The organism is Vibrio sp. CK2-1 (assembly GCF_021726515.1).
GTDB lineage: Bacteria > Pseudomonadota > Gammaproteobacteria > Enterobacterales > Vibrionaceae > Vibrio.
On the sequence record NZ_JAKKCJ010000001.1, the window covers coordinates 936,871 to 959,390 of the forward strand.

Annotated in this window: 22 protein-coding genes; 8 read left to right on the top strand and 14 right to left on the bottom strand. The window is 40.2% G+C overall.

What is annotated here, in order from left to right; all coding sequences use genetic code 11:
- The first annotated feature begins 36 nt into the window (after positions 1 to 36).
- Together L3V25_RS04120 and L3V25_RS04125 are read left to right on the top strand one after the other, a co-directional pair.
- Complete coding sequence (locus L3V25_RS04120) at positions 37 to 930, top strand: proline/glycine betaine ABC transporter permease (RefSeq protein WP_237294185.1); 894 nt, start codon at positions 37 to 39, stop codon at positions 928 to 930.
- On the top strand, positions 930 to 2,117 hold the full coding sequence (locus tag L3V25_RS04125; protein WP_237294186.1) for a betaine/proline/choline family ABC transporter ATP-binding protein: 1,188 nt from the start codon (positions 930 to 932) through the stop codon (positions 2,115 to 2,117). The genes L3V25_RS04120 and L3V25_RS04125 overlap by 1 nt, the downstream gene beginning before the upstream one ends.
- Before the next feature lie 76 nt (positions 2,118 to 2,193).
- Here the strand turns inward: L3V25_RS04125 and hxpB are convergent, their stop codons facing one another.
- Positions 2,194 to 2,847 carry a hexitol phosphatase HxpB gene (gene hxpB / locus L3V25_RS04130; protein WP_237294187.1) on the bottom strand — a complete coding sequence of 218 codons (654 nt, stop codon included), beginning with the start codon at positions 2,845 to 2,847 and terminating at the stop codon, positions 2,194 to 2,196.
- A gap of 159 nt (positions 2,848 to 3,006) precedes the next feature.
- On the opposite strand from hxpB, the gene L3V25_RS04135 reads away from it, so the two are divergent.
- The gene (locus L3V25_RS04135; RefSeq protein WP_237294188.1) at positions 3,007 to 3,885 is read left to right on the top strand and encodes a DNA ligase; all 879 of its coding nucleotides are present in this window, start codon (positions 3,007 to 3,009) and stop codon (positions 3,883 to 3,885) included.
- A 64-nt stretch (positions 3,886 to 3,949) separates the two neighbouring features.
- On the opposite strand, the gene L3V25_RS04140 is transcribed toward L3V25_RS04135, so the two are convergent.
- The 4 genes from L3V25_RS04140 to L3V25_RS04155 all read right to left on the bottom strand — a co-directional run bounded on the left by L3V25_RS04140 (position 3,950) and on the right by L3V25_RS04155 (position 7,519).
- Entirely contained in the window at positions 3,950 to 5,323 is a 1,374-nt protein-coding gene (locus L3V25_RS04140; protein ID WP_237294189.1) for an MATE family efflux transporter, read from the bottom strand.
- 172 nt (positions 5,324 to 5,495) lie between these two features.
- Positions 5,496 to 5,693, bottom strand: a complete 198-nt coding sequence (locus tag L3V25_RS04145) for a CPXCG motif-containing cysteine-rich protein (RefSeq protein ID WP_237294190.1) — start codon at positions 5,691 to 5,693, stop codon at positions 5,496 to 5,498.
- A 336-nt stretch (positions 5,694 to 6,029) separates the two neighbouring features.
- Complete coding sequence (locus L3V25_RS04150; RefSeq protein ID WP_237294191.1) at positions 6,030 to 6,902, bottom strand: fructosamine kinase family protein; 873 nt, start codon at positions 6,900 to 6,902, stop codon at positions 6,030 to 6,032.
- Between the two features lie 149 nt (positions 6,903 to 7,051).
- Positions 7,052 to 7,519, bottom strand: coding sequence for an NlpC/P60 family protein (locus tag L3V25_RS04155; protein ID WP_237294192.1), 468 nt, complete (start codon positions 7,517 to 7,519; stop codon positions 7,052 to 7,054).
- A gap of 265 nt (positions 7,520 to 7,784) precedes the next feature.
- Between L3V25_RS04155 and nagK the strand changes: the two genes are divergently transcribed.
- Complete coding sequence (nagK, locus tag L3V25_RS04160; RefSeq protein ID WP_237294193.1) at positions 7,785 to 8,708, top strand: N-acetylglucosamine kinase; 924 nt, start codon at positions 7,785 to 7,787, stop codon at positions 8,706 to 8,708.
- 82 nt (positions 8,709 to 8,790) lie between these two features.
- Here the strand turns inward: nagK and L3V25_RS04165 are convergent, their stop codons facing one another.
- The 3 genes from L3V25_RS04165 to L3V25_RS04175 all read right to left on the bottom strand — a co-directional run bounded on the left by L3V25_RS04165 (position 8,791) and on the right by L3V25_RS04175 (position 12,411).
- Complete coding sequence (locus L3V25_RS04165; RefSeq protein WP_237294194.1) at positions 8,791 to 9,063, bottom strand: DUF2960 family protein; 273 nt, start codon at positions 9,061 to 9,063, stop codon at positions 8,791 to 8,793.
- A 107-nt stretch (positions 9,064 to 9,170) separates the two neighbouring features.
- A complete protein-coding gene (locus L3V25_RS04170) occupies positions 9,171 to 10,058 on the bottom strand; it encodes a mechanosensitive ion channel domain-containing protein (RefSeq protein WP_237294195.1) in 888 nt (295 codons plus the stop codon).
- Position 10,059: 1 nt separating this feature from the next.
- Entirely contained in the window at positions 10,060 to 12,411 is a 2,352-nt protein-coding gene (locus L3V25_RS04175; protein WP_237294196.1) for an ATP-binding protein, read from the bottom strand.
- A gap of 356 nt (positions 12,412 to 12,767) precedes the next feature.
- On the opposite strand from L3V25_RS04175, the gene cobB reads away from it, so the two are divergent.
- A complete protein-coding gene (gene cobB / locus L3V25_RS04180; protein ID WP_193001676.1) occupies positions 12,768 to 13,481 on the top strand; it encodes a Sir2 family NAD+-dependent deacetylase in 714 nt (237 codons plus the stop codon).
- A gap of 101 nt (positions 13,482 to 13,582) precedes the next feature.
- Here the strand turns inward: cobB and L3V25_RS04185 are convergent, their stop codons facing one another.
- From L3V25_RS04185 to potA, 4 genes are all read right to left on the bottom strand, one after another.
- The gene (locus tag L3V25_RS04185) at positions 13,583 to 14,629 is read right to left on the bottom strand and encodes an extracellular solute-binding protein (protein ID WP_237294197.1); all 1,047 of its coding nucleotides are present in this window, start codon (positions 14,627 to 14,629) and stop codon (positions 13,583 to 13,585) included.
- A gap of 193 nt (positions 14,630 to 14,822) precedes the next feature.
- Positions 14,823 to 15,608, bottom strand: a complete 786-nt coding sequence (gene potC / locus L3V25_RS04190; protein WP_237294198.1) for a spermidine/putrescine ABC transporter permease PotC — start codon at positions 15,606 to 15,608, stop codon at positions 14,823 to 14,825.
- Positions 15,608 to 16,468 (bottom strand): spermidine/putrescine ABC transporter permease PotB, encoded by an 861-nt coding sequence (potB, locus tag L3V25_RS04195; RefSeq protein WP_193001682.1) that lies wholly within the window; start codon positions 16,466 to 16,468, stop codon positions 15,608 to 15,610. The genes potC and potB overlap by 1 nt, the downstream gene beginning before the upstream one ends.
- Positions 16,469 to 17,608 carry a spermidine/putrescine ABC transporter ATP-binding protein PotA gene (potA, locus tag L3V25_RS04200; RefSeq protein ID WP_267135406.1) on the bottom strand — a complete coding sequence of 380 codons (1,140 nt, stop codon included), beginning with the start codon at positions 17,606 to 17,608 and terminating at the stop codon, positions 16,469 to 16,471.
- Between the two features lie 313 nt (positions 17,609 to 17,921).
- On the opposite strand from potA, the gene L3V25_RS04205 reads away from it, so the two are divergent.
- Genes L3V25_RS04205 through L3V25_RS04215 form a run of 3 tightly spaced genes read left to right on the top strand, consistent with a single transcriptional unit; the run spans position 17,922 to position 20,178 of the window.
- On the top strand, positions 17,922 to 18,734 hold the full coding sequence (locus L3V25_RS04205) for a hypothetical protein (protein WP_237294199.1): 813 nt from the start codon (positions 17,922 to 17,924) through the stop codon (positions 18,732 to 18,734).
- Positions 18,731 to 19,522: a glucosaminidase domain-containing protein gene (locus L3V25_RS04210; RefSeq protein WP_237294200.1), complete on the top strand. Its 792-nt coding sequence runs from the start codon at positions 18,731 to 18,733 to the stop codon at positions 19,520 to 19,522. Before L3V25_RS04205 ends, L3V25_RS04210 begins: the two co-directional genes overlap by 4 nt.
- Complete coding sequence (locus tag L3V25_RS04215; protein WP_237294201.1) at positions 19,522 to 20,178, top strand: DUF2987 domain-containing protein; 657 nt, start codon at positions 19,522 to 19,524, stop codon at positions 20,176 to 20,178. The genes L3V25_RS04210 and L3V25_RS04215 overlap by 1 nt, the downstream gene beginning before the upstream one ends.
- 98 nt (positions 20,179 to 20,276) lie before the next feature.
- On the opposite strand, the gene ttcA is transcribed toward L3V25_RS04215, so the two are convergent.
- Together ttcA and uspE are read right to left on the bottom strand one after the other, a co-directional pair.
- Positions 20,277 to 21,230 carry a tRNA 2-thiocytidine(32) synthetase TtcA gene (ttcA, locus tag L3V25_RS04220; RefSeq protein WP_237294202.1) on the bottom strand — a complete coding sequence of 318 codons (954 nt, stop codon included), beginning with the start codon at positions 21,228 to 21,230 and terminating at the stop codon, positions 20,277 to 20,279.
- A gap of 190 nt (positions 21,231 to 21,420) precedes the next feature.
- Complete coding sequence (uspE, locus tag L3V25_RS04225; protein ID WP_237294203.1) at positions 21,421 to 22,359, bottom strand: universal stress protein UspE; 939 nt, start codon at positions 22,357 to 22,359, stop codon at positions 21,421 to 21,423.
- Positions 22,360 to 22,520: the final 161 nt, after the last annotated feature.

A 22,520-nucleotide genomic window follows, 5' to 3' on the forward strand; every position in this document is an offset into this window, starting at 1 on the left:
TCCGCTTGTTGTAATGATCATAAAAATGGAAATGATATGTCTGTACCTCAATGGATAACCGAATTCCCCGAGCTTGATCGCGATAGCTTATTATGGCTAAGAAGAACCTTAGATGGGGCGTATCGTGATTTTTCCCGTCAATATGGCGAAACAATTGAATCCTTCTTTGATCCACTATTATCTTTCTTAGTGCATTTTGAAAAACTGCTACTGGCAACACCTTGGTGGCTTGTGATCGCCGTATTAGCCGCTCTTTCCTATGGCGCGAGCCGTTCTTGGAAGCTGGCGTTAAGTGTGGTGGCGGCTTTCTTTTTTATCGGCTACTTAGGGATGTGGGAAGATACCATGCGTACCATGAGTATTATTCTTGTCTCTACCTTTGTCGCCATTGTGCTCGGTGTACCCACAGGTATTGCCATGGCAAGTTCCAATCGGATTCAAAAAGTCGTCACGCCGCTGCTTGATGTGATGCAAACCATGCCGGCTTTCGTTTATTTAATTCCTATTGTGATGCTACTTGGGATAGGTAAAGTTCCGGGGCTCATTGCCGTTGTCGTCTATGCGATTCCTCCCGTGATCAGATTAACCAATTTAGGCATTCGTTTAGTCGATAAAGAAGTACTAGAAGCATCAACCGCTTTTGGTGCCAATCGAATGCAGCGGTTATTTGGCGTTCAAATTCCACTGGCGATGCCCAATATCATGGCCGGTATTAACCAAACGATAATGATGGCACTGGCAATGGTGGTGATCGCTTCAATGATTGGGGTTAAAGGGCTAGGGCAACCAGTATTAAAATCGATAACCAATCAATATTTCACTCTAGGTTTATTGAATGGCCTAGCAATCGTAGCACTAGCGATTATTTTTGACCGTGTAACCCAAAGCTATGCAAAGCGTACACAACAGCACCTAGGAGGTAAGTCTTAATGTCTGCTTCCTATATTAAAATTTCGAACCTTTATAAAGTATTTGGTGAACACTCAAGTGACGGCGTCACTAAATTAAAGCAAGGACTGTCAAAAGATGAGTTAATGAATCGCTACCAACTAAGTGTCGGGCTAAGTGACATTAATTTAGAGATTGAACAAGGGGAAACCTTCGTGGTGATGGGCTTGTCCGGCTCTGGTAAATCGACCTTAATACGTCATTTCAATCGTCTGATCGAGCCAAGCGAAGGGACTATCGAAATCGATGGCATTGATATTTGCTCGCTAGATAAAAAGCAAATCCAAGACCTACGCCGTCATAAAATGTCGATGGTGTTTCAACGCTTTGGATTACTGCCACACCGTACAGTGATTCAAAATGTGGCTTACGGATTAAAAATTCAGGGTATTAGCCAAGCCGACTGGAAAGAAAAAGCGCAGCACTGGATCGATATTGTGGGGCTTAATGGCTATGAGAATCAGTACCCCAATCAATTGTCAGGTGGACAGCAACAAAGGGTAGGCCTCGCGCGAGCGCTATGTACTGACCCTGATATTTTATTAATGGATGAAGCGTTCTCTGCATTAGATCCACTCATTCGTAGTGAAATGCAGCAGCAATTAAAAGATCTTCAACAAAAACTGCATAAAACTATTATTTTCATCACCCATGATCTTGATGAAGCACTTCGCTTAGGCGATAGAATCGCGATTTTAAAAGATGGTGAATTGGTTCAGCAAGGTAAGCCGGTCGATATATTATTAAACCCTGCGACAGACTATGTAGCGTCGTTTGTTCAGGATATTAATCGAGGTCGAGCATTAACCGTTAAACACGCCTATTTAGCGCAGGAGGCTCTATTAGAAACGCTAACGATCAGTGAAGCTATCGAGCAAATGCAACAATTGGCATTGAGTGAAATGGCGGTAGTGACATCAGAACAACAGTACATAGCTAATGTTACTCTGCATCAGTTAAAAGAAGCCACAAATTCAAATGCGCATATAGGTGAATTATTGGGTAAACAAGCTCATGAGCAAGCTATTGCAAATATAGAGCAAAGCATAGAGTCCATTATGCCTACCGTACTAGAAAGTAAGGGGTTATTACCTGTGATTGATAAAGGTGGACGCTATGTTGGAGTACTTCAAAAAGAACAACTGGCTAAACTGCTCGATGGGATGTAACGCTATTTCCAAAAGGTAGAAAAATTCCCGTCGCTACGAGAAAGTAGTGACGGGAAATAGCAACGGGAAAGTTAACTTACAGAGCTTGTAATAACTCTGGAGTAATTTCTTCAAGTGAGCTGAGTTTATGATCAGCAATCACAAATCGTGGTTGGCTTGCATGATTAGTGTCTGGGATCACGATAGTTTTCATTTGTGCGGCTTTAGCTGCCAGTAAACCAGTAAAAGAATCTTCTAACGCGACACATTCTAGCGGCGACACTTCCAATTCATTCGCAGCATTCAAATACACTTCAGGGTGAGGCTTACCATAAGGTAGTCCTTCCGCAGACAATACCGCTTCAAATACACCATCTAGCTCTAACGCATCTAATGTTGCCTGAATGAGAACCATAGGCGAAGATGAAGCCAGTGCAATTTTCAAGTCTAGTTGTTGGCATGTCTCCAGCGCATGAAATAGCCCAGGCATCAATGGCTTGTGTTCTTTCACTAACTCAATAACGCGATTTAAAATCATAATGCAGACATCATCACAGCTGTGAGTTTCCCATGGCTGTTGACGAAAATATTGTTCAACAATTTGGTCAATACGAATACCGGTAGTATCAATGGTATCTTGTAAGCTGATCTTCACCCCAAGGGTTGGAAACACTTCCAATTGGGCTTGTCGCCAAAAAGGTTCCGAGTCGATCATAAGACCATCCATATCAAACACAGCTGCTTTAATCATTGCAAATTCTCATCTATTAAATGTAGTGCATGAGTTTATCATTATTATTTGTAACTTATATGATGCTCACTTATTTTTTTGTTTCCTACCAATCGCATTTTTTCGTTTTAAAAAGCCTTGAATCAAGCTCTCTGCTTACACTGAGCTGAGGAGGGCTTTATGGCTAATAATCAATATTTCACACCACTATCTTTTATGCTGACAATCTCGTGCTTACCAACCGCATTTTCAATCAATGCTGAGGTTAATGCTAAAGAGAATGACAAGGTGCAACTGATGCTCGCTAATGAGTATGACGATGATATTAATCTTCAAGATTACTACATGAGTGAAAAGTTGGACGGTATAAGAGCATTTTGGGATGGTGAGCAATTTTATACACGTAATGGACACCCCATTCATGCGCCGAAATGGTTTACTAAAAATTTCCCAAACACCAAATTAGATGGTGAATTATGGGCGGGTAGAGGGGAATTTTCTAAAGTTCAACGGACCGTTCTTGATGATATTCCTAGTGATGAAGATTGGAAGCATATTCTCTATATGGCATTTGACGTGATTGATGAGGAAGCCACATTTATAACTAGAAGCGAATGGTTAAATCATGCCGTTTATAAGGCTAAGTCACCTTATTTGAACCGAGTAGAGTATGAAACGATTCCATCCCGTGACGCGTTATTTGAGAAACTAGAACAAATTGAAAAGCAGAATGGTGAAGGCTTAATGCTAAGGAATTTCAGCAGTCTTTATCAAAATGGTCGTAGTGAAGATCTTTTAAAGCTTAAATCTTATCAAGATGATGAAGCGGTTGTGATTGGCTATAAACCTGGCAAAGGACGAAATGCATTAAAGACGGGATCATTGTACGTTGAATGGAAAGACGGGAAGCGTTTCTATGTTGGTAGCGGGCTCACGGATGAATTAAGAGAAAACCCACCGGCTTTAGGCTCTAAAGTCACTTTTCGGTTTAATGGTTACACAAAAAACGGATTACCACGTTTCGCACGCTTTGTGCATGTTAGAAATGAAGGTGCGTAATAGGGCATATATACCCAAGTGACTTTAGGAGAAAGGCTCGACAGTAATCGAGCCTTTCTTAAATCTAACGACCAGCAAATTCTAATTGCACATCATCTTCTTGTTTATGTAACCATAATAAGCGAAGTGATAATAAAATCGCCGCGGTGGTTAAGCCAATAATGATACCAATCCAAAAGCCAGTTACACCTATTGGTTTCGAGGTGATCCAATCGGTCATTCCTAAAATATAACCAACCGGCATGCCGATTCCCCAATAAGAAATGAGAGTGCGGGTAAAGATGGAACTGGTATCTTTATAACCACGTAGTGCACCGGCGGCAACAACTTGAATAGCATCACTACATTGATAAATCGCTGCCATGATCAAAAGGTGTAATGCGATGATGGTTACTTCTGGGTTGTCTGTATATAAATCAATAATTTGATGGCGAAATACCACCGTTAACAAGGCCGTTATAACCGCGGTTGCAAGTCCAAATAACAAACCGACATGCGTTGAAATTTTAGCGCCTTCGACACTTTTTTCACCTAACTGGTGACCAACACGAATACTGACGGCTGCACCAATACTCATCGGTAGCATAAAGATTAACGTTGAAAAGTTTATCGCCACTTGGTGAGCGGCAACCACAATCGGGCCGAGTGGCGCAATAAGCAAAGCAATCACTGCAAATAGGGTAACTTCAAAAAACAGTGAAGCCGCGATAGGGAATCCCAAGCGGAATAAACGCTTTAATGAGTGCAGGTTCGGCTTATGGAATTCACTGAAAATATGAATATTCTTAAAGCGCTGCGCTACTAATACATAAGTAAGCATCAGCAAAAACATAACCCAGTAAACAATGGCGGTTGCCACGCCACATCCTACGGCACCGAGTGCTGGCATACCAAACTTGCCATAAACAAAGATCCAGTTTAATGGAATATTAATCGCCAAGCCTAAGAAGCCGAGAATCATCGCTGGTTTGGTTAGCGATAAACCATCAGACAGACTACGCAATGTTTGGAAGAGTAGAAAAGCGGGAACCGCAAAAATCATGGCAAACATATAGCCATTAGTTTTCTGCGCCATCACAGGCTCAATATGCATGATGTCGAGAATATGCTTAGTTTGCGATAAGACTAAAATGATAGGAATCGCTACCAAAAACGACAAATAGAAACCTTGCTGAATTTCATGGGCAATTCTTATTTGTCGGCCAGAGCCATTAAGTTGAGCAACAACTGGAACTAAGGCCAACAACAGACCAATACCGAATAGAATAGAAGGAAGCCAAATACTAGAAGCAACCGCGACCGCAGCCATATCGGTTGCACTTACGCCACCGGCCATGACGGTATCAATGAAACCCATACCGGTTTGAGCAACAGAAGCCAATAGCACGGGGGTTGCTAACTTAACAAGGATTGATCCTTCTTTACGATAACGGTGCATATCAACTCCTAACTGCGTGAAAAGGCGGAAAAGAATTATATCTAGTTGTATACAATTAGCGATAAAAAATTAACAAAAAGGCAATAAAAAAATCCCGAACAATTTTGGAGTGATTATTCGGGATAGTGGTATACCCAAGTTACTTGGGTATATTTATAACCTATTGTAAATATTAGAAGATTGAATGGTCTTCAACCCCCACAGTGAGATGAACTTTGGCATTATCAACTTTGAGCTCTAAGTGGATAGCATGATTGCATGAAGGGCAGTCATCATAAAAATCTTGATCGCCTCTCGATGAATCCACGGTCATACCGATTTGATGTCCGCAATGTGGGCAGGGTACTCTTTTTTCAGTGTATTTTATCATTGCTTTCCTCACTATTACGTCTTTGTGCCAAGCTGAATGAACTACAAAATAAATAGATCAAGTGGTTAACTTGGTCTGGTTTAATTCAATATTAGCGCTTTAAGTTAGTTCATGATTGAAAAAAAGCGAAAAGGTTGAATTAGTGCAAAGTAATGAACAAAAACCGCCCGATTTATCCTGACATTCACCGTGAAGTTGTATTTTTTAAAATCTACAATATGGTGGAAAATCGACCATGTTGAAGTTAATTGTAAGTCTAGTCTACGAGTGACATTTTATTACGACGCATATCTCAATTATTTAATTTGTTAATTACGTTACTGAATTAACAATAAGTTAGATTGAACCTTGTTGTATCAGTTGAATCTTTGATACGCATTGAGTGAGGTATTCTCCACCATATTGATTGCATCGACAAAGAAGGTAGTAAAGTTGATAGAGTTCGCGACGTTTATAGTAACCATCGTCGATAGATAAGATATCTTCATAACCAGCAAAGAATTCTGGTCCTAGGTGACTAAATTCTTCGATAATTGCCAGATCGCATTCTGGATCTCCCCAATAACTGGAAGGGTCGTAACAGATAGCGCCATTGACTGATAACGCATAGTTATTATCACTTAAGTTGCCATGTAAAAGGGAAGGCTTCGGGTTATGAGTACCGATTCTTTGCTTCACTAACGTTACGATTTCTTCGATGTCACCAAACTCAATCCCTTTTTCTTTTAGTAGCTGCAATTGCCAGCCAATACGACATTCAGAGAAAAAGATCCCCCATTTTTTATGCCAAGCATTAGGTTGCAGGTTTAAACCAACATAGGTATCAGCATCATAACCGTATTCTTTTTGCTCTCCCCACAAATGGAGATGCGCTAATTGTTGGCCTAAGTGGTATTGCTCAGTTGGCGCTGTGAGAGGTTTGGTAGGTAGGTAGTTTAAGATTAAGAAGGCGTTCTCTTTGACGACACCACAAGTAACCGGTTGAGGAACCGATAGGGTGCCAGTATGAAGAAGGCTCGATAGGTTATCTATTTCGGATTCAAATTTAGGTAGGTATTCTCGATCATTAATTTTGACAAAGTAACGCTGCTGACCGTCAGAGATCATATAGCACTGATTACAATCACCACCTTGCAGCCTTTCTCGCTCCTGAATGACAAATTCAAACGCCAGTACTTGTGATAGCTGTTGTGCGATACCATGCCACATAGTTGCCTCCAGAACCTGAAAGTTATCAGTCTATGACATTAGCTTAGTTGAACTTTTAAATTAGAGAGCTGATTCGCAAAAATTAGTTTCATTTACTGACGTTATTCGAGCTGTTGTTTATATAGCAGTCACTTAGGAAAACAACGCATTTAATTTGGACTAAAACGCCTAAACTGCCAAAACTTACTTGCCCAATAAGGATTATCCAAACGTGAAATAATCACACCTTTAGAGGTTGAGGCATGCATAAATTGATTATTACCAATGTACATTCCAACATGGCGTTGGTTCCAACCGGTTTTAAAGAAAACAAGATCACCAAAAGCCGCTTCATCTTCTGGAATATAGTCGCCTTGTTGACTTTGTAATTCAGTGGTACGAGGAAGGTGTAGTTGATAAATTGTCGACATAGTGACTTGCATAAAGGCAGAGCAATCTATTCCTCGTTTGGTACTACCACCAAATTGATAGGGAACGCCAGACCATGATTTGTATAAGTGTTGGAACTCAGTTTTCTCTACAGGAGTAGAAGGCAGAGGTGGTGCAGGAGGTGGGCTCGAAGCACAGCCCGATAACAGTAGGATACTCATCAATGGAATAGTCAGTGCTTTATTCATTTCTACACGCTTCAAATTTGTGGATTGATGAGATGCTATCGGATAAAGGGGAATGAGTAAATGCTCGCCAGTTAATATGGTGAAAGTAAATACCCAAGTGACTTGGATATAAGCCAGGATAGGCAAAACGTGTCGGAAAAACGCGCACTTGAATTCAGTAGAAGCCTAACTTGCGTAACCATCACAGTTTGTACAACAAGTTTATGGATAATAAAGCTAATTTTATTTGTTTTTGATTTTATATTTTAATTTATGGAGAGAATTAATGTATTACGGTTTTGATGTCGGTGGCACAAAGATTGAATTTGGTGCTTTTAACGAAAAGTTAGAAAGAGTCGCGTCGGAAAGGGTGCCAACACCTGGAGAAGATTACCAAGCATTATTAGAAACACTTGCCGGTTTAGTGGCTAAATATGATGAGCAGTTTGAGCTAAAAGGTACCATTGGTATCGGAATTCCGGGCATGGAAAGTGTTGAAGATGGTGCCGTGCTGACTTCAAATGTCCCTGCCGCGAAAGGAAAGTTCTTACGCAAAGATCTTGAAGCTTTAGTAGACCGCCCAGTAAAAGTGGCGAATGATGCAAACTGCTTTGCACTATCAGAAGCTTGGGATGAAGAGCATCAAGGCAAAGAAAGCGTTTTAGGGTTAATTCTCGGCACAGGTTTTGGCGGCGGTATTGTCGTTAATGGTCATGTAGTTTCTGGCGGTAGTCATGTTGCCGGTGAGATAGGTCATACCCGCATGCCAATTGATGCTTGGTTTTACTTGAACGATAGCGCTAAAGATAAAGACGCACCATTATTTGGCTGTGGCTGTGATAAAAAAGGTTGTATCGATAACTACTTATCTGGCCGTGGTTTTGAGCAGCTTTACCATCATTACTATGATGAACAAGTGAAGGCTATCGACATCATCAAACAGTACCAGCAAAAAGAGCCTAAAGCGGTTGAACATGTTGAACGCTTTATGGAGCTACTGGCCATTTGTTTAGGCAATATTTTTACTGCTTTTGATCCAGATGTCGTGGTACTGGGCGGTGGCTTATCAAACTTTGAAGCAATTTATGAAGAAATGCCAAAGCGTATCCAACCGCATTTACTTTCTATCGGTAAAGTACCTCATATCTTAAAAGCCAAACATGGTGATTCTGGTGGTGTACGTGGCGCTGCATTTTTAAATATTCAATAGCTAATCAGCTTAAACAAAAAGGCTCGATGGTTTTTCATCGAGCCTTTTTTATATGAGGTGCAGTCAGCAGTAAAGTGAGAGATTATTGATCTTTCTTCTTTTGACCAATGCCGATATTCTCTTTCGGCATTAAAGTGATTTTGCCAAAACCAAGCTTTTTAAAATGTGCATCGCGGTAGTTACGAACGGTTTTTGTATCAGACACCGCTTCAATTGATTGCTCCATTTTTAGATACTCACGAATATCAATCCCTTCATGAGCGGCAACTGCTTCATGGATCGAGTGAAAATCACGGTAGCTAAACGCTAAGGTTTTTTCTTCATTTTTGTATGTGTATAAAATTGTGCGAGACATAAAACGCCTTAAATGAAAAAGCAGTAACCGAAATTACTGCTCGAAATTAATTATGTGGATTATATACCCAAACTCACCGTATAGGGAGGTAGGGCGTTAAATCATTGCTACTGTACGGTTGAGCGAACTGCAATCATTGGTGGCTGAATATTGTGGTGTTTAAACTCTTTCATCACACGTAGCGTAATATCGGTTTCGAATAACTTCTCATACACAGTATCGACCACATACGCCTTACAGGTAAGTTTTATCGCCATGTAGTTATCCGCAATTTCTTGGTTCACCAACACGACAACTGGCTTAGGTAGGTGAATATAACGGCTTGACGACGCTGCTTCTTGGATCAAGTCACGAGCTAAGTTGATATCTTGGTCCATCCCAATATAAAAAGGGATCACACATTGCATATCAAGAGCGCCGTAGTTACCACTCATGGTCACTTCACTTAAAAATTTGTTATTCGGTATCGTGATGATGTCATCAGTCAGTGTTCGCATACGTACTGAGCGTAAACCAATTGTGATGATATCACCGTAGTTACCTTCAAATGTCACTCGATCACCAACCTGGAAAGGTCTATCAATCATAACGGTTAAACCGGCGATGAATGATGCCGCCAGATCTTTCAATGCAAAACCAATGGAAACCGCTAACGTACCACCAATCAACGTAAGAATTTGGTCATTGATCCGAAAGCTAATCATGAAGACGACTAAACCTGCCGACATATAAACGAAAAACTGGAAGAATGACTGCAATTTTTGTAGCACCATTCGATACTGTACGAATTGAGTACTAAAGGTTTCGACTAGGCGATTGGTAAATCGTAATAGTATCCAAGATGCCAAAATCACAAAGAATGAAAAAAATACGCCGCCCCAACGAATCAGACTAGTAAATTGCACTATATTGTCTAAATGTTCATCTGTTCCTTCTGCAGCTAGAACAGTTGAACTCACCATCAATAAGACGATTAAACTAAGAAACTTTTTCATATTACTTCACCAATAAATGTTGACGGTGCAAGGCGTTGGTAATGTATCGATACCAGTGGTCGGAAATTTTCGCTTTATCATCTGACCATTCAATGTAATTACGGCTTTCAAAGTAGCGTAATGTCCCAATAACTTCAGGGATAGTGAGCTGGGTACATTCTGAAAGCTCTTCTGGAGTCGATATTTCAAGCTGCACAATCGAGCGCAAAATAGCCAGCATAGGCTTTGGCATTTTTTCCAGCTCTTCAGATTGTGGTGCCTGGAAGAGACGCACTACGATTTTTCCCGTGGTTTGATCTTTACGTAACGATAAACGGAAAAAACGCAGAGCAACGGTAGGGTTACCATCCGCGTAGTGCCATAAGATTCGGTAGAAACCTTGGCGCACACGTTCTTCTTCCGAAATATCATCCTGATCCCACTGTTTAGGTAGGTTCAAATCATCAAATGACACTGGGTTTTCTAATTCTTGATTTAAGCGTGAATCGAGCAAATTGGTGATTTGTGATTCAGACCAACGCGGCATAAATGCGACTAAATCGAATAATAGACGTTCGCCTCTTGCACGGTCGACAAAGCGCCAGCTTGATTTTTCAATCGCCAATAATACGCGGTGATTTTTCTTAGAACGGCGCATTAAATTGGCAAACTTCATAAGCCCAGAAAGGCCACCAACCATAGGTTTAACGAGTCTTTGAGCGTTATCTACAGCAAATAAATAGCACGTGTCACTTTTGCGTAAATGAGCTAATACTTGAATATCACTAGATTCACGGCTTAAACCGATTTGTTCCGCTAAATTTGCCACTAATTCTGCATAACCCGAGTTAGGACAGTTCAAATAAATTGGTTCAGCATTATTAACACGGTACAGAATCTGCTTTAGGAATGTGGTAGTGCCAATACCACGCTCACCTGAAATCACACACATTGCAGGACTATCGGTTAATACATAACGTGAGAGTTGCTTGATTTCATCAGAAGCGTAGCTAATTAACTCACTGTCTTCTCGTCCTGGTAAAACATACTTAAATACTTCATCGCCAGAGAGAGGAACGAGGTTTGTATTTTGACCTCCAGTATCACTTTGTTTCGCAACTTCAATACGAAATAAATAGGCAAGAGCTTGGCTGAAAAAGGCATATTGCGATAAGTTAGAAATCACGAATTGTTTGAAGTGGCGGGTAAAAATCCAAAATGTCATTATCGCCGTGGCAATGGTTGATAAAGTAAAACTATCTTTATGATTAATCGCCCATTGCGCCCAAATAGGGTGATCTAGACTAACGTTATTGTCACTAAATACGTATGGCTTCCATTTTCTTAGTACCACAATGGTAATTAAGATAAACCATAGGAACATTAAGCTAGAAACCCAGTGATAAATGGTGCCTTCACCAACCGTCGTCTTGGTGATTTGTAATAAAACACCTGCGCCAATCACACTCCAAACATAGTAGCGAATGGTAGATAGTCGAATTGCAATGATATCTTTAGAGGTACTACGGCTGTTGCGGTAGACGAATTCTAAGATGAATTTGACCGCGATAGAGCCACCCAAAATCCACCAAGTGAAAATATCTAAGAACTTGACGTGTTGTAGGCTTTGTAAGCCTGAAAGGATGTCTAAGGAAACCGTAATCGCAATTAACCACGCAATCGGCTTATTAGCTTTGCTGATATACCACAATAAACGAATCCATATTGGTGGAGCGCTGGTCGGTGAATCTAGCTTGGCTTTTCGGAATTGCTTGATCATGTCAGGGCTATTGCGAAGCCACCAGTTCAAAATTAGATAAACCAGGAAAAGCTTGATGACGGTGACAATAACCGGAACTGGGGATATTGCGAGGTCTTTGATGAATTGCTTAAAGCTCTGAATTTGAAAGAAAATCAAATATTGAGCATTAAGCTGGGTAATATGAATTTCGTTTTTAAATTGAGTCACCCCAAATGGACCAAAACCAGTTAAGTTATTATAAACTCGGCTATTGACCAATTTGAGCAAGTCTTGCTTTGAACGATTAAAACTATGAAGTGATAAGTAATCTTCTTGTGCTGAAAGCCAAGCTTTTTGACCACCTTGGCTTCGGTATTCTTTTAATGACGCATCAAAATCTTTAGTTGTGTTGTCGATTTGATAAAGGGTAGTAGAAAGTAGTTCATCGACCATTGCATGATCGGCATCCGTCATAAATAAAGGATCGGGTAGTTTAGAAACTTTATCCGATATGCTTTGTGCTTGTGGCGTAATTTTTGCGACTTGTGATTGTTGTGTTGGCTCCCATTCCGCATGTGCATTTAATGAGAACAAAAACAAGAAGGCCAAACAGAATTGGTAAATTTTACCCATAGATATCACTTATAAATAGTTGATAGGTCATATACCCAAGCGACTTCAAGGCGCTAAACTTCACATATTGAAGTTACTTGGGTATATCTTACTAAAGATAGAACAATAGCGGCGCAAATCATAACTTATTCTATGAGTTATTGTCATTAAGTGCTTGTTCTCCGGCAAAGAAATAGCGGTATTTTGTATAACTAACTTTAACTGTGAGCTCTTCTGTTATTTATATTAATTAATATTAAATAGGGATCTAGTACAAAACTTTTTATCTTGGCGTTGCTATTACATGAATAGACAAGATAAATTATCCTTATAAAGATTAAGACAAATCGACAAACCATTACCTCAAAAGGATTCGAATGAACTTCCCATATCAAAACATTGTTGTCCTAACAGGGGCTGGTATATCAGCAGAATCTGGCATTCAAACTTTCCGATCTCAAGATGGATTATGGGAAAATCATAGAATTGAAGATGTCGCGACCCCGGAAGGTTATAGCTACAACCCTGAATTGGTACAAAACTTTTATAATCAACGCCGTAAAGGGCTGCAAGATAAGCATATCGAGCCCAATCTCGCACATGTCGCTTTGGCAGAGCTTGAGAGCAAACTCGATGGTAAAGTAACGATTGTGACTCAAAATATCGACAACTTACACGAAAGAGGTGGTAGTCACAATATTATTCATATGCATGGTGAGCTATTTAAAGTTCGTTGCCCAGAGTCCAACCAAGTAATCGAACGTTATGATGATCTCGGTGTGCATGACTTATGTCACTGCTGCCAGATTCCAAATCCACTCAGACCACACATCGTATGGTTTGGAGAAATGCCGCTACAAATGGCGGAAATCTATGCAGCGATTGAAGAGGCCGATTTATTTATTTCTATTGGTACGTCTGGCGTGGTCTATCCGGCAGCAGGTTTTGTTCACGATGCTAAAATGCATGGAGCACATACCATCGAAATCAATCTAGAACCAAGTGCGGTAGAAAGCGAATTTGCAGAGAAGCGCTATGGTAAAGCAAGTATTGAAGTACCAAAGCTTGTTGATGAACTATTAAAACTGTAGTCCAACGCATGTTATTTTCACTTCGGTTAATGTAAAAAACCGCTGAGACTATTCAATCTCAGCGGTTTGCATTTGTTACTTATCGTCTTTAGTGAAAGAACTTAGTTCATTTCTACTTTAAGCTTTTGGAAATACTCTTCATATAGCACGTTAGCATCACCAACATCATCTTGCCATTCACCAGAATCTAATACTTTCTGTGGTGGGAAGACATTTTCATCGTTAGCAAATTCTTTCGGCAATAATGGGTAGGCTGTTTTAACCGGTGTAGGGTAGCCTATTTCCATTGCGATTTTTGCAGCATTTTCTGGACGCAGTAAGAAGTTAATCATCTTATAAGCCGCTTCAGTATTTTTCGCGCCAGAAGGAATCGCTAAACTATCCATCCAGAAGATGGTTCCTTTTTCTGGCCAAATGATATGAATTGGAGCGCCTTCTTGACGAGCCATATAAGCCGAACCATTCCACAACATACCTAGTGATGTTTCACCAGCTAAATAAGGGTTAGCAGGGAAGTCTGAGTTAAATACTAATACGTTTGGCATTAGCTTTTTCAACTCAAGGTAAGCTTGCTTAATCTGCTCTGGATCGGTGGTATTGCCTGAGTAGCCTAATTTGGTTAAGGCAATTTGGAATAACTCACGAGGGTCATCCATCATCATTAATTGACCAACCCATTTTGGATCCCATAAATCATCCCATTTTTTGATTGATGATTTATCCAACATATCAGTGTTAATACCGATACCTGTTGCACCCCAAACGTAAGGGATAGAGTAGTCGTTACCTGGATCAAAAGGTTTGTTTAAGTAGTTAGTATCCAAGTCAGCAAAGTGAGAAAGCTTGGCGTGGTCGATTTTCATCAACATGCCTTCTTTACGCATTTTAGAGACAAAGTAAGTAGAAGGGACGACTAGATCGTAACCTTTACCTTGTGTTTTTAACTTGGCGTACATTGACTCATTGGATTCATAAGTAGAGTAAATGACTTTAATTCCAGTTTCTTTGGTGAAGTCTTGTAAAACTTCATTTGGGATATACTCAGACCAGTTATAAAAATAAAGTTCTTTATCTTCAGCATGCGCATAACCTGTGGTAAATGTAGCCGCTAGTGCTGCACCGACAAAAAACTTAGACCATGTCTTCATTGATTTCCCCCAGTATGGAATTTTTATTTATTAACACTTTTGCTAATGCTCATCTTTTGCAGAATCGTCATTAGCTTCAAAATAGTGTGAGTATAGTCATATAAATTGTTTTTTAAAGTATTTATTCACTACTTACTCATTAAAAAAAAGCCTGCAACTCAGCAGGCTATTTATTGGGTAACTTCTTTGGGTTTTACTTCACTTTATCTCGAGCTAAAGCTTGTGAGCACATCACCAACATTAAAGAGACGACTAGCATTACGGTTGCCAGCGCGTTAACTTCTGGAGAGATACCAACTTTAACCATAGAGTAAATTTTCAACGGCAAAATTTCATAGCTTGGCCCAGTCACGAAAGAACTGATAATGACATCATCAAGCGATAGGGTGAAACTCAGCAACCAACCGGCGGCAACCGCAGGCTTAGCTAAAGGCAAAATGATACGTTTTAGAATAATCCACTCACTGGCACCTAAGTCTTTCGCCGCTTCCAGCATTTTCACATCAAAGCCTTTTAAGCGACTGTAAACCGTCACAACAACAAATGGTAAACAAAAGGTAATGTGTGAAATAAGCAGGGTAATTAACCCTAATTGGAAACCTACGACCAAAAATAAAGCAAGCAGTGAAATCGCCATCACAATATCTGGTGACATCATGACTACGAACAGCAGGCCGTTAACCGCGCCTTTCCCTTTAAACTGATATCGAAATAGCGCGACAGCCGTTAAGCTACCAATAATGGTTGCAGCTGTCGCAGAAAAGACTGCCACCGTAATGGAATGACCAGCCGCTTGAATTAAGCTGTCATTATTCATTAAGTCGCTATACCACTTAGTCGTAAAGCCGCCCCATTTAATACCAAATTTACTGGCATTAAATGAATTTACGATCAAAACAATAATAGGCAGGTATAAAAACAGGTAGACCAAACTCATAAAGCTAGACTTGGCAACCGTTCCACCAACAGACTTTTTCATCAGTCTAACTCCACTTTTTTATTCAATAATTTACCCGCACGATAGTAGGCATAAAGCATCAATGCCATCACTAGAGTTAATGCGATACTCGTGGCAGCACCAAATGGCCAATCACGGGCATTGAGCACTTGGCTCTTGATTACGTTACCAATCAGTAAGTTTTTCGCGCCACCTAGTAGGTCAGAAACATAGAACATACCTAAAGCGGGCAACAATACTAATAAGCAACCGCCAATAATGCCTGGCATGGTGAGGGGTAAGACAACCTTTAGTAGAGTTTGCAACTTATTGGCGCCAAGATCTCTTGCCGCTTCAATATAGGTGCGGTCTAACTTTTCAATCGCGGAATACAAAGGCAAAATCATGAAAGGGAGTAGAATGTAGACTAGACCTATCATTACCGCTGTTTCGGTATACATAATGCGCATTGGATGCTCAATCAAGCCTATCGCCATTAAGCTTTTATTCACAATACCTTGAGTACCTAGGACAATTTTTAAGCCGTAAGTACGAATTAATGAATTGGTCCAAAATGGCACAATGACCATGAACAGCATAAATGGGCGGATCTTGACCGGCATCTTTGCAACGATATACGCAAAAGGGTAACCAATCAGCAAACACAAGCCTGTTGCGACAACCGCCATGTACAATGAATGCAGCATGACTTTGGCATAAAGCGGGTCAAGCAGGCGAGTATAGTTGCTTAGCGTAAAGGTTAATTCGATTAGATTGGCTTCATCACGCGTTAAAAAACTGGTAATGATAATCATCAAATTTGGAATAAAAACAAACAGCATCAGCCATGAAACAATCACAAGCACTATGCTGTTTTGAAGATTGAGTTTCTTCATTTGCATCTACTCTGTTGCTTCATGGTTAGTATGAGAATCGTCATCTTGTGGTAAAACAACTTCCCAGCTTTCTACCCAAGTGATCGAAACTTTCTGGCCAATCGAGTGATCGACATCAGGATCGTCTTCGTTAAAGAACTCACTGACCATGACGCGCATTCCTGATTCAAGTTCAACCACGGAATCTAAAGTCATACCTTTATAAGTACGCTCTGTTACATGACCAACAATACCAATATCTTCAGATTCTTTGATCTCTTCAATGCGAATATCTTCAGGGCGAAGAAGAACATTAAGATGTTGGCCGGGTTGGACAGGGTGCTTGTAATGAACAGAACACTCGATACCTTCAATTAAAGCAGTGATTGTTTTCTCATCATTACGCTTCACGACGGTGGCTTCAAAGGCATTAATTTCACCAATAAAGCTTGCGACAAATAAGTTCTTTGGTTCTTCGTAAATTTCACGAGGTGAGCCATCTTGTTCAATTACACCATCACGCATAACAATAATGCGATCAGACATTGAAAGTGCTTCTTCTTGATCGTGAGTAACAAAGATGAAAGTAATGCCAAGCTGACGTTGCAGTTGTTTTAGTTCTAACTGCATTTGCTTACGAAGTTTGTAATCTAAAGCGGATAAGGATTCATCTAGCAACAGTACTTTAGGTTTATTCACCACTGCTCGCGCAATCGCAATGCGCTGCTGTTGACCACCTGAAAGTTGATGAGGTTTGCGTTGCGCCATTGATTCTAATCGAACCATTTTAAGGGCTTCTTCAACGCGCGACTCAATTTCCGTTTGCGCGACTTTTTGCATACGCAGACCGAAGGCAACATTCTCAAACACCGTCATGTGAGGGAAAAGGGCATAACTTTGAAATACGGTATTAACGTGTCTTTGTTCGGGTGGCTGTTCTGTCACATTTTCATTTGCCAGTAGAATCTTGCCAGAATCAACCGTTTCAAAACCTGCGATCATTCTTAATACCGTTGTTTTACCACAGCCAGAAGGTCCTAGAATAGTTAAGAACTCACCATGGTTAACATTAAGATCGAAATTTTCAATGATGGATTTACCATCAAAACTTTTGCTGATACCAGTCAGTTGGATAACGGTAGAAGTTTGAGTAGATTCAACGTTCAATTTCTGTATTTCTCCCAAGAAAGAACAGCGATGTTAGACACAAAAATTTGAGGGCGAATCATAGTCGCCATTAAGTGTAATTCATAGCATTTTTTGCCATGAGGTTATTAATTATCATCTATTCATATCTGATATACAAAAAAGAATAACGACAGGGTAACAATCGTTTACGAAGCTATGGTCTATCAAGAGATGGTTTATCAAGCTATTCCTTTGCTTTTACAAAATGAAATAGACACAAACTCGCATATTAAGGTGTCTTGAGTATAATGAGCCACAATTATGCTAGTTAGAGATCCTGGATCCCCGTTTTATGAATGATAAAGTAGAAAAAGAGTTTAATGTCGGTGGCAATATAGATACCGCGCTATCAGGACAATACGAACTAAAAGCAGCTAATATTATTAAAGAAGCTTGGCAACTGACAATAAAGAACTTCTTGTCATTTTCACCGACAATTGTGGTTTTAATCATTTTGCAAATAGCGATTTTTATGATTGCTTTAAAATTGCAGCTAGGGGATACCAGCATCCTCTTTACTTTACTTGATGGCAGTGCAGACTCTACCCAAATCGAAAGCATCATTCAGTCTGTCATCGTCGCCAACTTTAGCTATGAAATTATCAGTGCGCCATTGTATGCCGGCGTATGTTTAATGGCGATGAGTCATGCTACTGGCTTCAAAACCAAAACGAACCACATCTTTAAAGGATTACACTTTACTATCCCAGTAATGCTCGTCACGCTAATGGGATTAATTCTTCAAGGTTTAGCTGGGGCGATTTTACCTTTCCTATCTTTATATATTTCAATGACTTTTAGTAATTCTGTTTTTCTGGTCTGTGAAAAAAGAATGACACCTATGCGGTCGTTGTTGCTGTCGTTCCGTGCGGTTAATAAGAAACTTCTAACCGTCGTGGCAGTTTATGCTTTGATTCTCGTTATGTTTTTTGCCGCAGCTCTGTTCTATGGGATCGGCTTTATCCTTGTTCTACCATTTTTCTTCCATGTTAAAGGCATCATCTATCGCGATATGTTTGGAATTAAAATGAAAGTAATCAATTCAGGAGGCAACGGAACGCCGCCTAGCAATAATAATAAACAATCACAGGTATTTGACGCATGAAGAAAAAAATCATTATGACCTTAGCGATTCTTTCGTTCTGGGCCGTTTACTATTTTCAAAATCATTACAATCAACAACCTGATACCAGCAAGGAACAGGCAACTGAGAACGCGTCTAAACCGAAAGCTCCGATGCCGGTTGATGATATTCATCTTAAAAAGCAAAAATTCTTTGACGCGCTTCGTCCTGGGATTGCAAAAGAAAATGCTCGTGTTGTGGAAGAGCGTCATGAACTGTTGGATATTAAAAAACAATTTGAAGAGGGCGATCTCACCTCAGTACCATCAAAAGCAAAACAATTAGCTGAAGGTTATGAATTAGCCATCCCTGAAGCGGGAATTGATGAAGCATGGTTAGATACGATGCTTAATCGCGTTAATGTTTTGCCGCAGTCATTAGTATTAACTCAAGCGGCGAATGAATCTGCATGGGGAACCTCAAGATTTGCTAAAGAAGGCAACAACTTCTTTGGGCAATGGTGCTATACAGAAGGTTGTGGGTTAGTGCCTTTACACCGTGTTGAAGGAGCAACTCATGAAGTGGCGAAATTCGACTCTCCGCAAGAATCGATTCACGCATACTTTATGAATGTGAACCGTAATAACGCTTATAAAGAACTTCGTGATATTAGAGCGAAATTAGCCGGTAATGAGCAGGATTTAAAATCTCAAGCAACAGCATTAGAGTTAACCAACGGCTTGCTGAGTTACTCTGAGCGTGGACAAGATTACGTTGATGATCTTCAATCGATGATTAAGCATAACGCTGAGTTTTGGACGGATAAATAATGGTGAACATTCGTCATATTGGATTGATCGCAGCTTTATGCGCTTCCGTTTTAGCTTTACCTGCGCATGCCGAGCAGTATCGTTTTAATTATTCTAAGCTCTATACACAGATGAAGAATAACCTTGAAGAAGGGCACCCCGATGTTAAAGTCGCGTTCTTTTTTCAAGAACATCAAACTTCTCGTTTATGTAAAATAGATAAAGCTTGGATGGAAAAAGACAAACATTACGAAGAGTTTGTTATTCCGCCATCTCAAGAGCTTATCGTACCACTTGATAACAACTTGCGACAGGTAGGTCCTTTAGTCTATGTCAATGCAGAGCAAGGCAAGACCTGTGATTTCTCTATGGTAGTGATGACTAAGCAGCCACTTTCCGGTGAAGTTTCTTATCAAGATATAGAGAGCTTGCTTCCACAAATGAGTAAGATGCTCGATGATCTAGGTGGGATGTTTTCAAGTTGGTTTGCGCCAAAAGTAATTGGTCTAACATTAGAGTTTGATGGGCTAAAACAAGGCGCTATTCAAACCTCTAAAGGCAATACTTTCCCAATCGATGACGGTAAAGCCAAAGTAAGCTTAGCCGAACTCTCTGAAGATGAATCATTATTGCTTCCACAAGCTACGTTCAGGGCATTGCCTTTACTTGAAAAGTAACCAGTAGAGTAGTTTATAAGATAAAAAAGAGCCGAACAATATCGAATTGTTCGGCTCTTTTTTTAGTTATCCGCAGCTTAAGCTAAGTATGGTCGAGATTAAATATTCGTTACATCAAGCTGTAAGCTAGGATCAAACTCTATTGCATCTTCTGACGCTACTGAGCTTTCAGGTAATGTTTCTTTATCAAAACCAATATCACCACCATTGATTACGCCAGAATCACGGTCAATCGATTTAAAATCAAATAAATTGTGATCGGCTAAGTGGCTAGGTACCACGTTTTGCACCGCTTTGAACATTGTCTCGATACGGCCAGGGAAACGCTTATCCCATTCGTTAAGCATTTGCTTAATGTTTTGGCGCTGCAAGTTAGGTTGTGATCCACATAAATTACAAGGAATGATTGGGTAGTCACGCATCGCTGAAAACTTAATGATGTCTTTTTCGCGGCAGTAAGCAAGAGGGCGGATCACCACATGTTCACCGTTATCCGATACCAATTTAGGTGGCATTGCTTTCATTTTTCCGCCATGAAACATATTTAAAAATAACGTTTCCAAGATATCGTCACGGTGATGACCGAGTGCAATTTTGGTTGCACCAATTTCATTAGCGGTACGGTATAAAATACCACGGCGTAGACGAGAACAAAGAGAGCAGGTCGTTTTACCTTCAGGGATCTTATCTTGAACGATTGAGTAAGTATCTTCTTCAACAATCTTATATTCGATACCTAAAGACTCAAGGTAAGCCGGTAAAATATGATCAGGAAACCCAGGTTGCTTTTGGTCTAGGTTCACCGCTACAAGCTCAAAATTGACGGGCGCACTTTTTTGTAGGCTCATCAAAATTTCTAACATAGTGAAGCTGTCTTTACCGCCAGAGAGACACACCATGATACGATCGCCATCTTCAATCATATTAAAGTCAGCAATAGCTTGACCTGTATTACGACGAATACGCTTCTGTAACTTATTGAAATTATACTGCTCAGCCTTATTTTTTGCTGCTTGCTCAAGTTCTTCAACAGTATTTTGATCTGAATTCATGGTGATTTGCCTTTACTGGTCTCAAGCGATGCTTGATGGTGTTGCCAAGTACCTATAGTTTTTAAAATTCTAAAGGTCATAGGTGCTGCATAAATAAAGGCCGTATCATACTCACAAATGACAAAAGAGCAACACTCGAAAGGATTGCTCTTGCCGTTTGATACCCAATTTAATGACGTAATATTAGCTCTTAATTAGGATCGAGTGGACTAATAAAGCCTTCTGGTTTTAGTGCCAAAACATCACAGTTTATCTTATCAATGACGTTCTCTGCTGTATTACCAATAAACACAGCGGATAAACCGGTTCTACCTGTGGTTCCTAGAATAACCAAACCAACATCAAGCTCTTTGGCCGCTTTTGGAATAATATCTTCTGGCAAGCCTTCATTCACTCTAGTGTGTTCCTCATCGATACTATATTTTTGGCGCAACGCTTTCATCGCCGTTAAGTGGAAACCACGAACAGCGTCAGTATAGGAAGTCGGATCAAACTCCGGTAGCTCTACCGTAATATTCGCGGGAGTCACAGGGTAGGAGTTAACCAGAAATAGTTTGGCATTGAGTTGTTTCGAAAATTTTAAACCTTGATCTACCATGCTTTCATTAAGTGCGGTATGGGTAGTGTTTTCCGAACCAACGTGAACTGATGCAATAATATTACCATTGACCGGCCAATCGTGATTTTTAACCAGTAGTACAGGGCATGGGCACTTACGTAATAAATGCCAATCGGTTGGCGTAAAGAATACCGACTCAAGCGCATCGTGCTGACGAGTGGCTTTCAAAACAATATCATGATCACCAGAGAACACTTCACCAATAATGGCTTCATACGGACGGTGATGCCAAACCACTTTTATATTAAATTCGACACCATCTTTCAAATAAGGTTGGGCGACTTCTTTCATCCATTCTTCACGTTGCTGGATTACACCGCGTCTCATTGCATCACGCTCTTCAGAAGACAGCATGGATGTCATGTCATATGAAAAATCATAAATAGATAGAAAAAAAGTGATTGGAGCGGGGTTCGGTAGATCTCGTACAATCTGAAATGCACGTGCTAATGCTGACTGTTCGACATTATTAACATCAGCAACCACCAAAATATTTTTGTATGAATTCATAATAAGCTCTCCCTTTCTTAACTCATTTGATCTAACGATAGATCAAAGTATACCAAGGGTACAACATGCCTAGATTTTGATTCTTTCAGCAAAAGAAATCCGTTGGTACTAGTTTAACTTTAGCTGAATTTGCAGATAATTATTAGTGACATAACCTTGAT

What these genes read in the sequence shown, in the direction of transcription:
- L3V25_RS04120 (WP_237294185.1), top strand. Translation starts at nt 37, where the DNA reads ATGTCTGTACCTCAATGGATAACCGAATTCCCCGAGCTTGATCGCGAT.
- L3V25_RS04125 (WP_237294186.1), top strand. Translation starts at nt 930, where the DNA reads ATGTCTGCTTCCTATATTAAAATTTCGAACCTTTATAAAGTATTTGGT.
- hxpB (WP_237294187.1), bottom strand. Translation starts at nt 2,847, where the DNA reads ATGATTAAAGCAGCTGTGTTTGATATGGATGGTCTTATGATCGACTCG.
- L3V25_RS04135 (WP_237294188.1), top strand. Translation starts at nt 3,007, where the DNA reads ATGGCTAATAATCAATATTTCACACCACTATCTTTTATGCTGACAATC.
- L3V25_RS04140 (WP_237294189.1), bottom strand. Translation starts at nt 5,323, where the DNA reads ATGCACCGTTATCGTAAAGAAGGATCAATCCTTGTTAAGTTAGCAACC.
- L3V25_RS04145 (WP_237294190.1), bottom strand. Translation starts at nt 5,693, where the DNA reads ATGATAAAATACACTGAAAAAAGAGTACCCTGCCCACATTGCGGACAT.
- L3V25_RS04150 (WP_237294191.1), bottom strand. Translation starts at nt 6,902, where the DNA reads ATGTGGCATGGTATCGCACAACAGCTATCACAAGTACTGGCGTTTGAA.
- L3V25_RS04155 (WP_237294192.1), bottom strand. Translation starts at nt 7,519, where the DNA reads ATGAATAAAGCACTGACTATTCCATTGATGAGTATCCTACTGTTATCG.
- nagK (WP_237294193.1), top strand. Translation starts at nt 7,785, where the DNA reads ATGTATTACGGTTTTGATGTCGGTGGCACAAAGATTGAATTTGGTGCT.
- L3V25_RS04165 (WP_237294194.1), bottom strand. Translation starts at nt 9,063, where the DNA reads ATGTCTCGCACAATTTTATACACATACAAAAATGAAGAAAAAACCTTA.
- L3V25_RS04170 (WP_237294195.1), bottom strand. Translation starts at nt 10,058, where the DNA reads ATGAAAAAGTTTCTTAGTTTAATCGTCTTATTGATGGTGAGTTCAACT.
- L3V25_RS04175 (WP_237294196.1), bottom strand. Translation starts at nt 12,411, where the DNA reads ATGGGTAAAATTTACCAATTCTGTTTGGCCTTCTTGTTTTTGTTCTCA.
- cobB (WP_193001676.1), top strand. Translation starts at nt 12,768, where the DNA reads ATGAACTTCCCATATCAAAACATTGTTGTCCTAACAGGGGCTGGTATA.
- L3V25_RS04185 (WP_237294197.1), bottom strand. Translation starts at nt 14,629, where the DNA reads ATGAAGACATGGTCTAAGTTTTTTGTCGGTGCAGCACTAGCGGCTACA.
- potC (WP_237294198.1), bottom strand. Translation starts at nt 15,608, where the DNA reads ATGAAAAAGTCTGTTGGTGGAACGGTTGCCAAGTCTAGCTTTATGAGT.
- potB (WP_193001682.1), bottom strand. Translation starts at nt 16,468, where the DNA reads ATGCAAATGAAGAAACTCAATCTTCAAAACAGCATAGTGCTTGTGATT.
- L3V25_RS04205 (WP_237294199.1), top strand. Translation starts at nt 17,922, where the DNA reads ATGAATGATAAAGTAGAAAAAGAGTTTAATGTCGGTGGCAATATAGAT.
- L3V25_RS04210 (WP_237294200.1), top strand. Translation starts at nt 18,731, where the DNA reads ATGAAGAAAAAAATCATTATGACCTTAGCGATTCTTTCGTTCTGGGCC.
- L3V25_RS04215 (WP_237294201.1), top strand. Translation starts at nt 19,522, where the DNA reads ATGGTGAACATTCGTCATATTGGATTGATCGCAGCTTTATGCGCTTCC.
- ttcA (WP_237294202.1), bottom strand. Translation starts at nt 21,230, where the DNA reads ATGAATTCAGATCAAAATACTGTTGAAGAACTTGAGCAAGCAGCAAAA.
- uspE (WP_237294203.1), bottom strand. Translation starts at nt 22,359, where the DNA reads ATGAATTCATACAAAAATATTTTGGTGGTTGCTGATGTTAATAATGTC.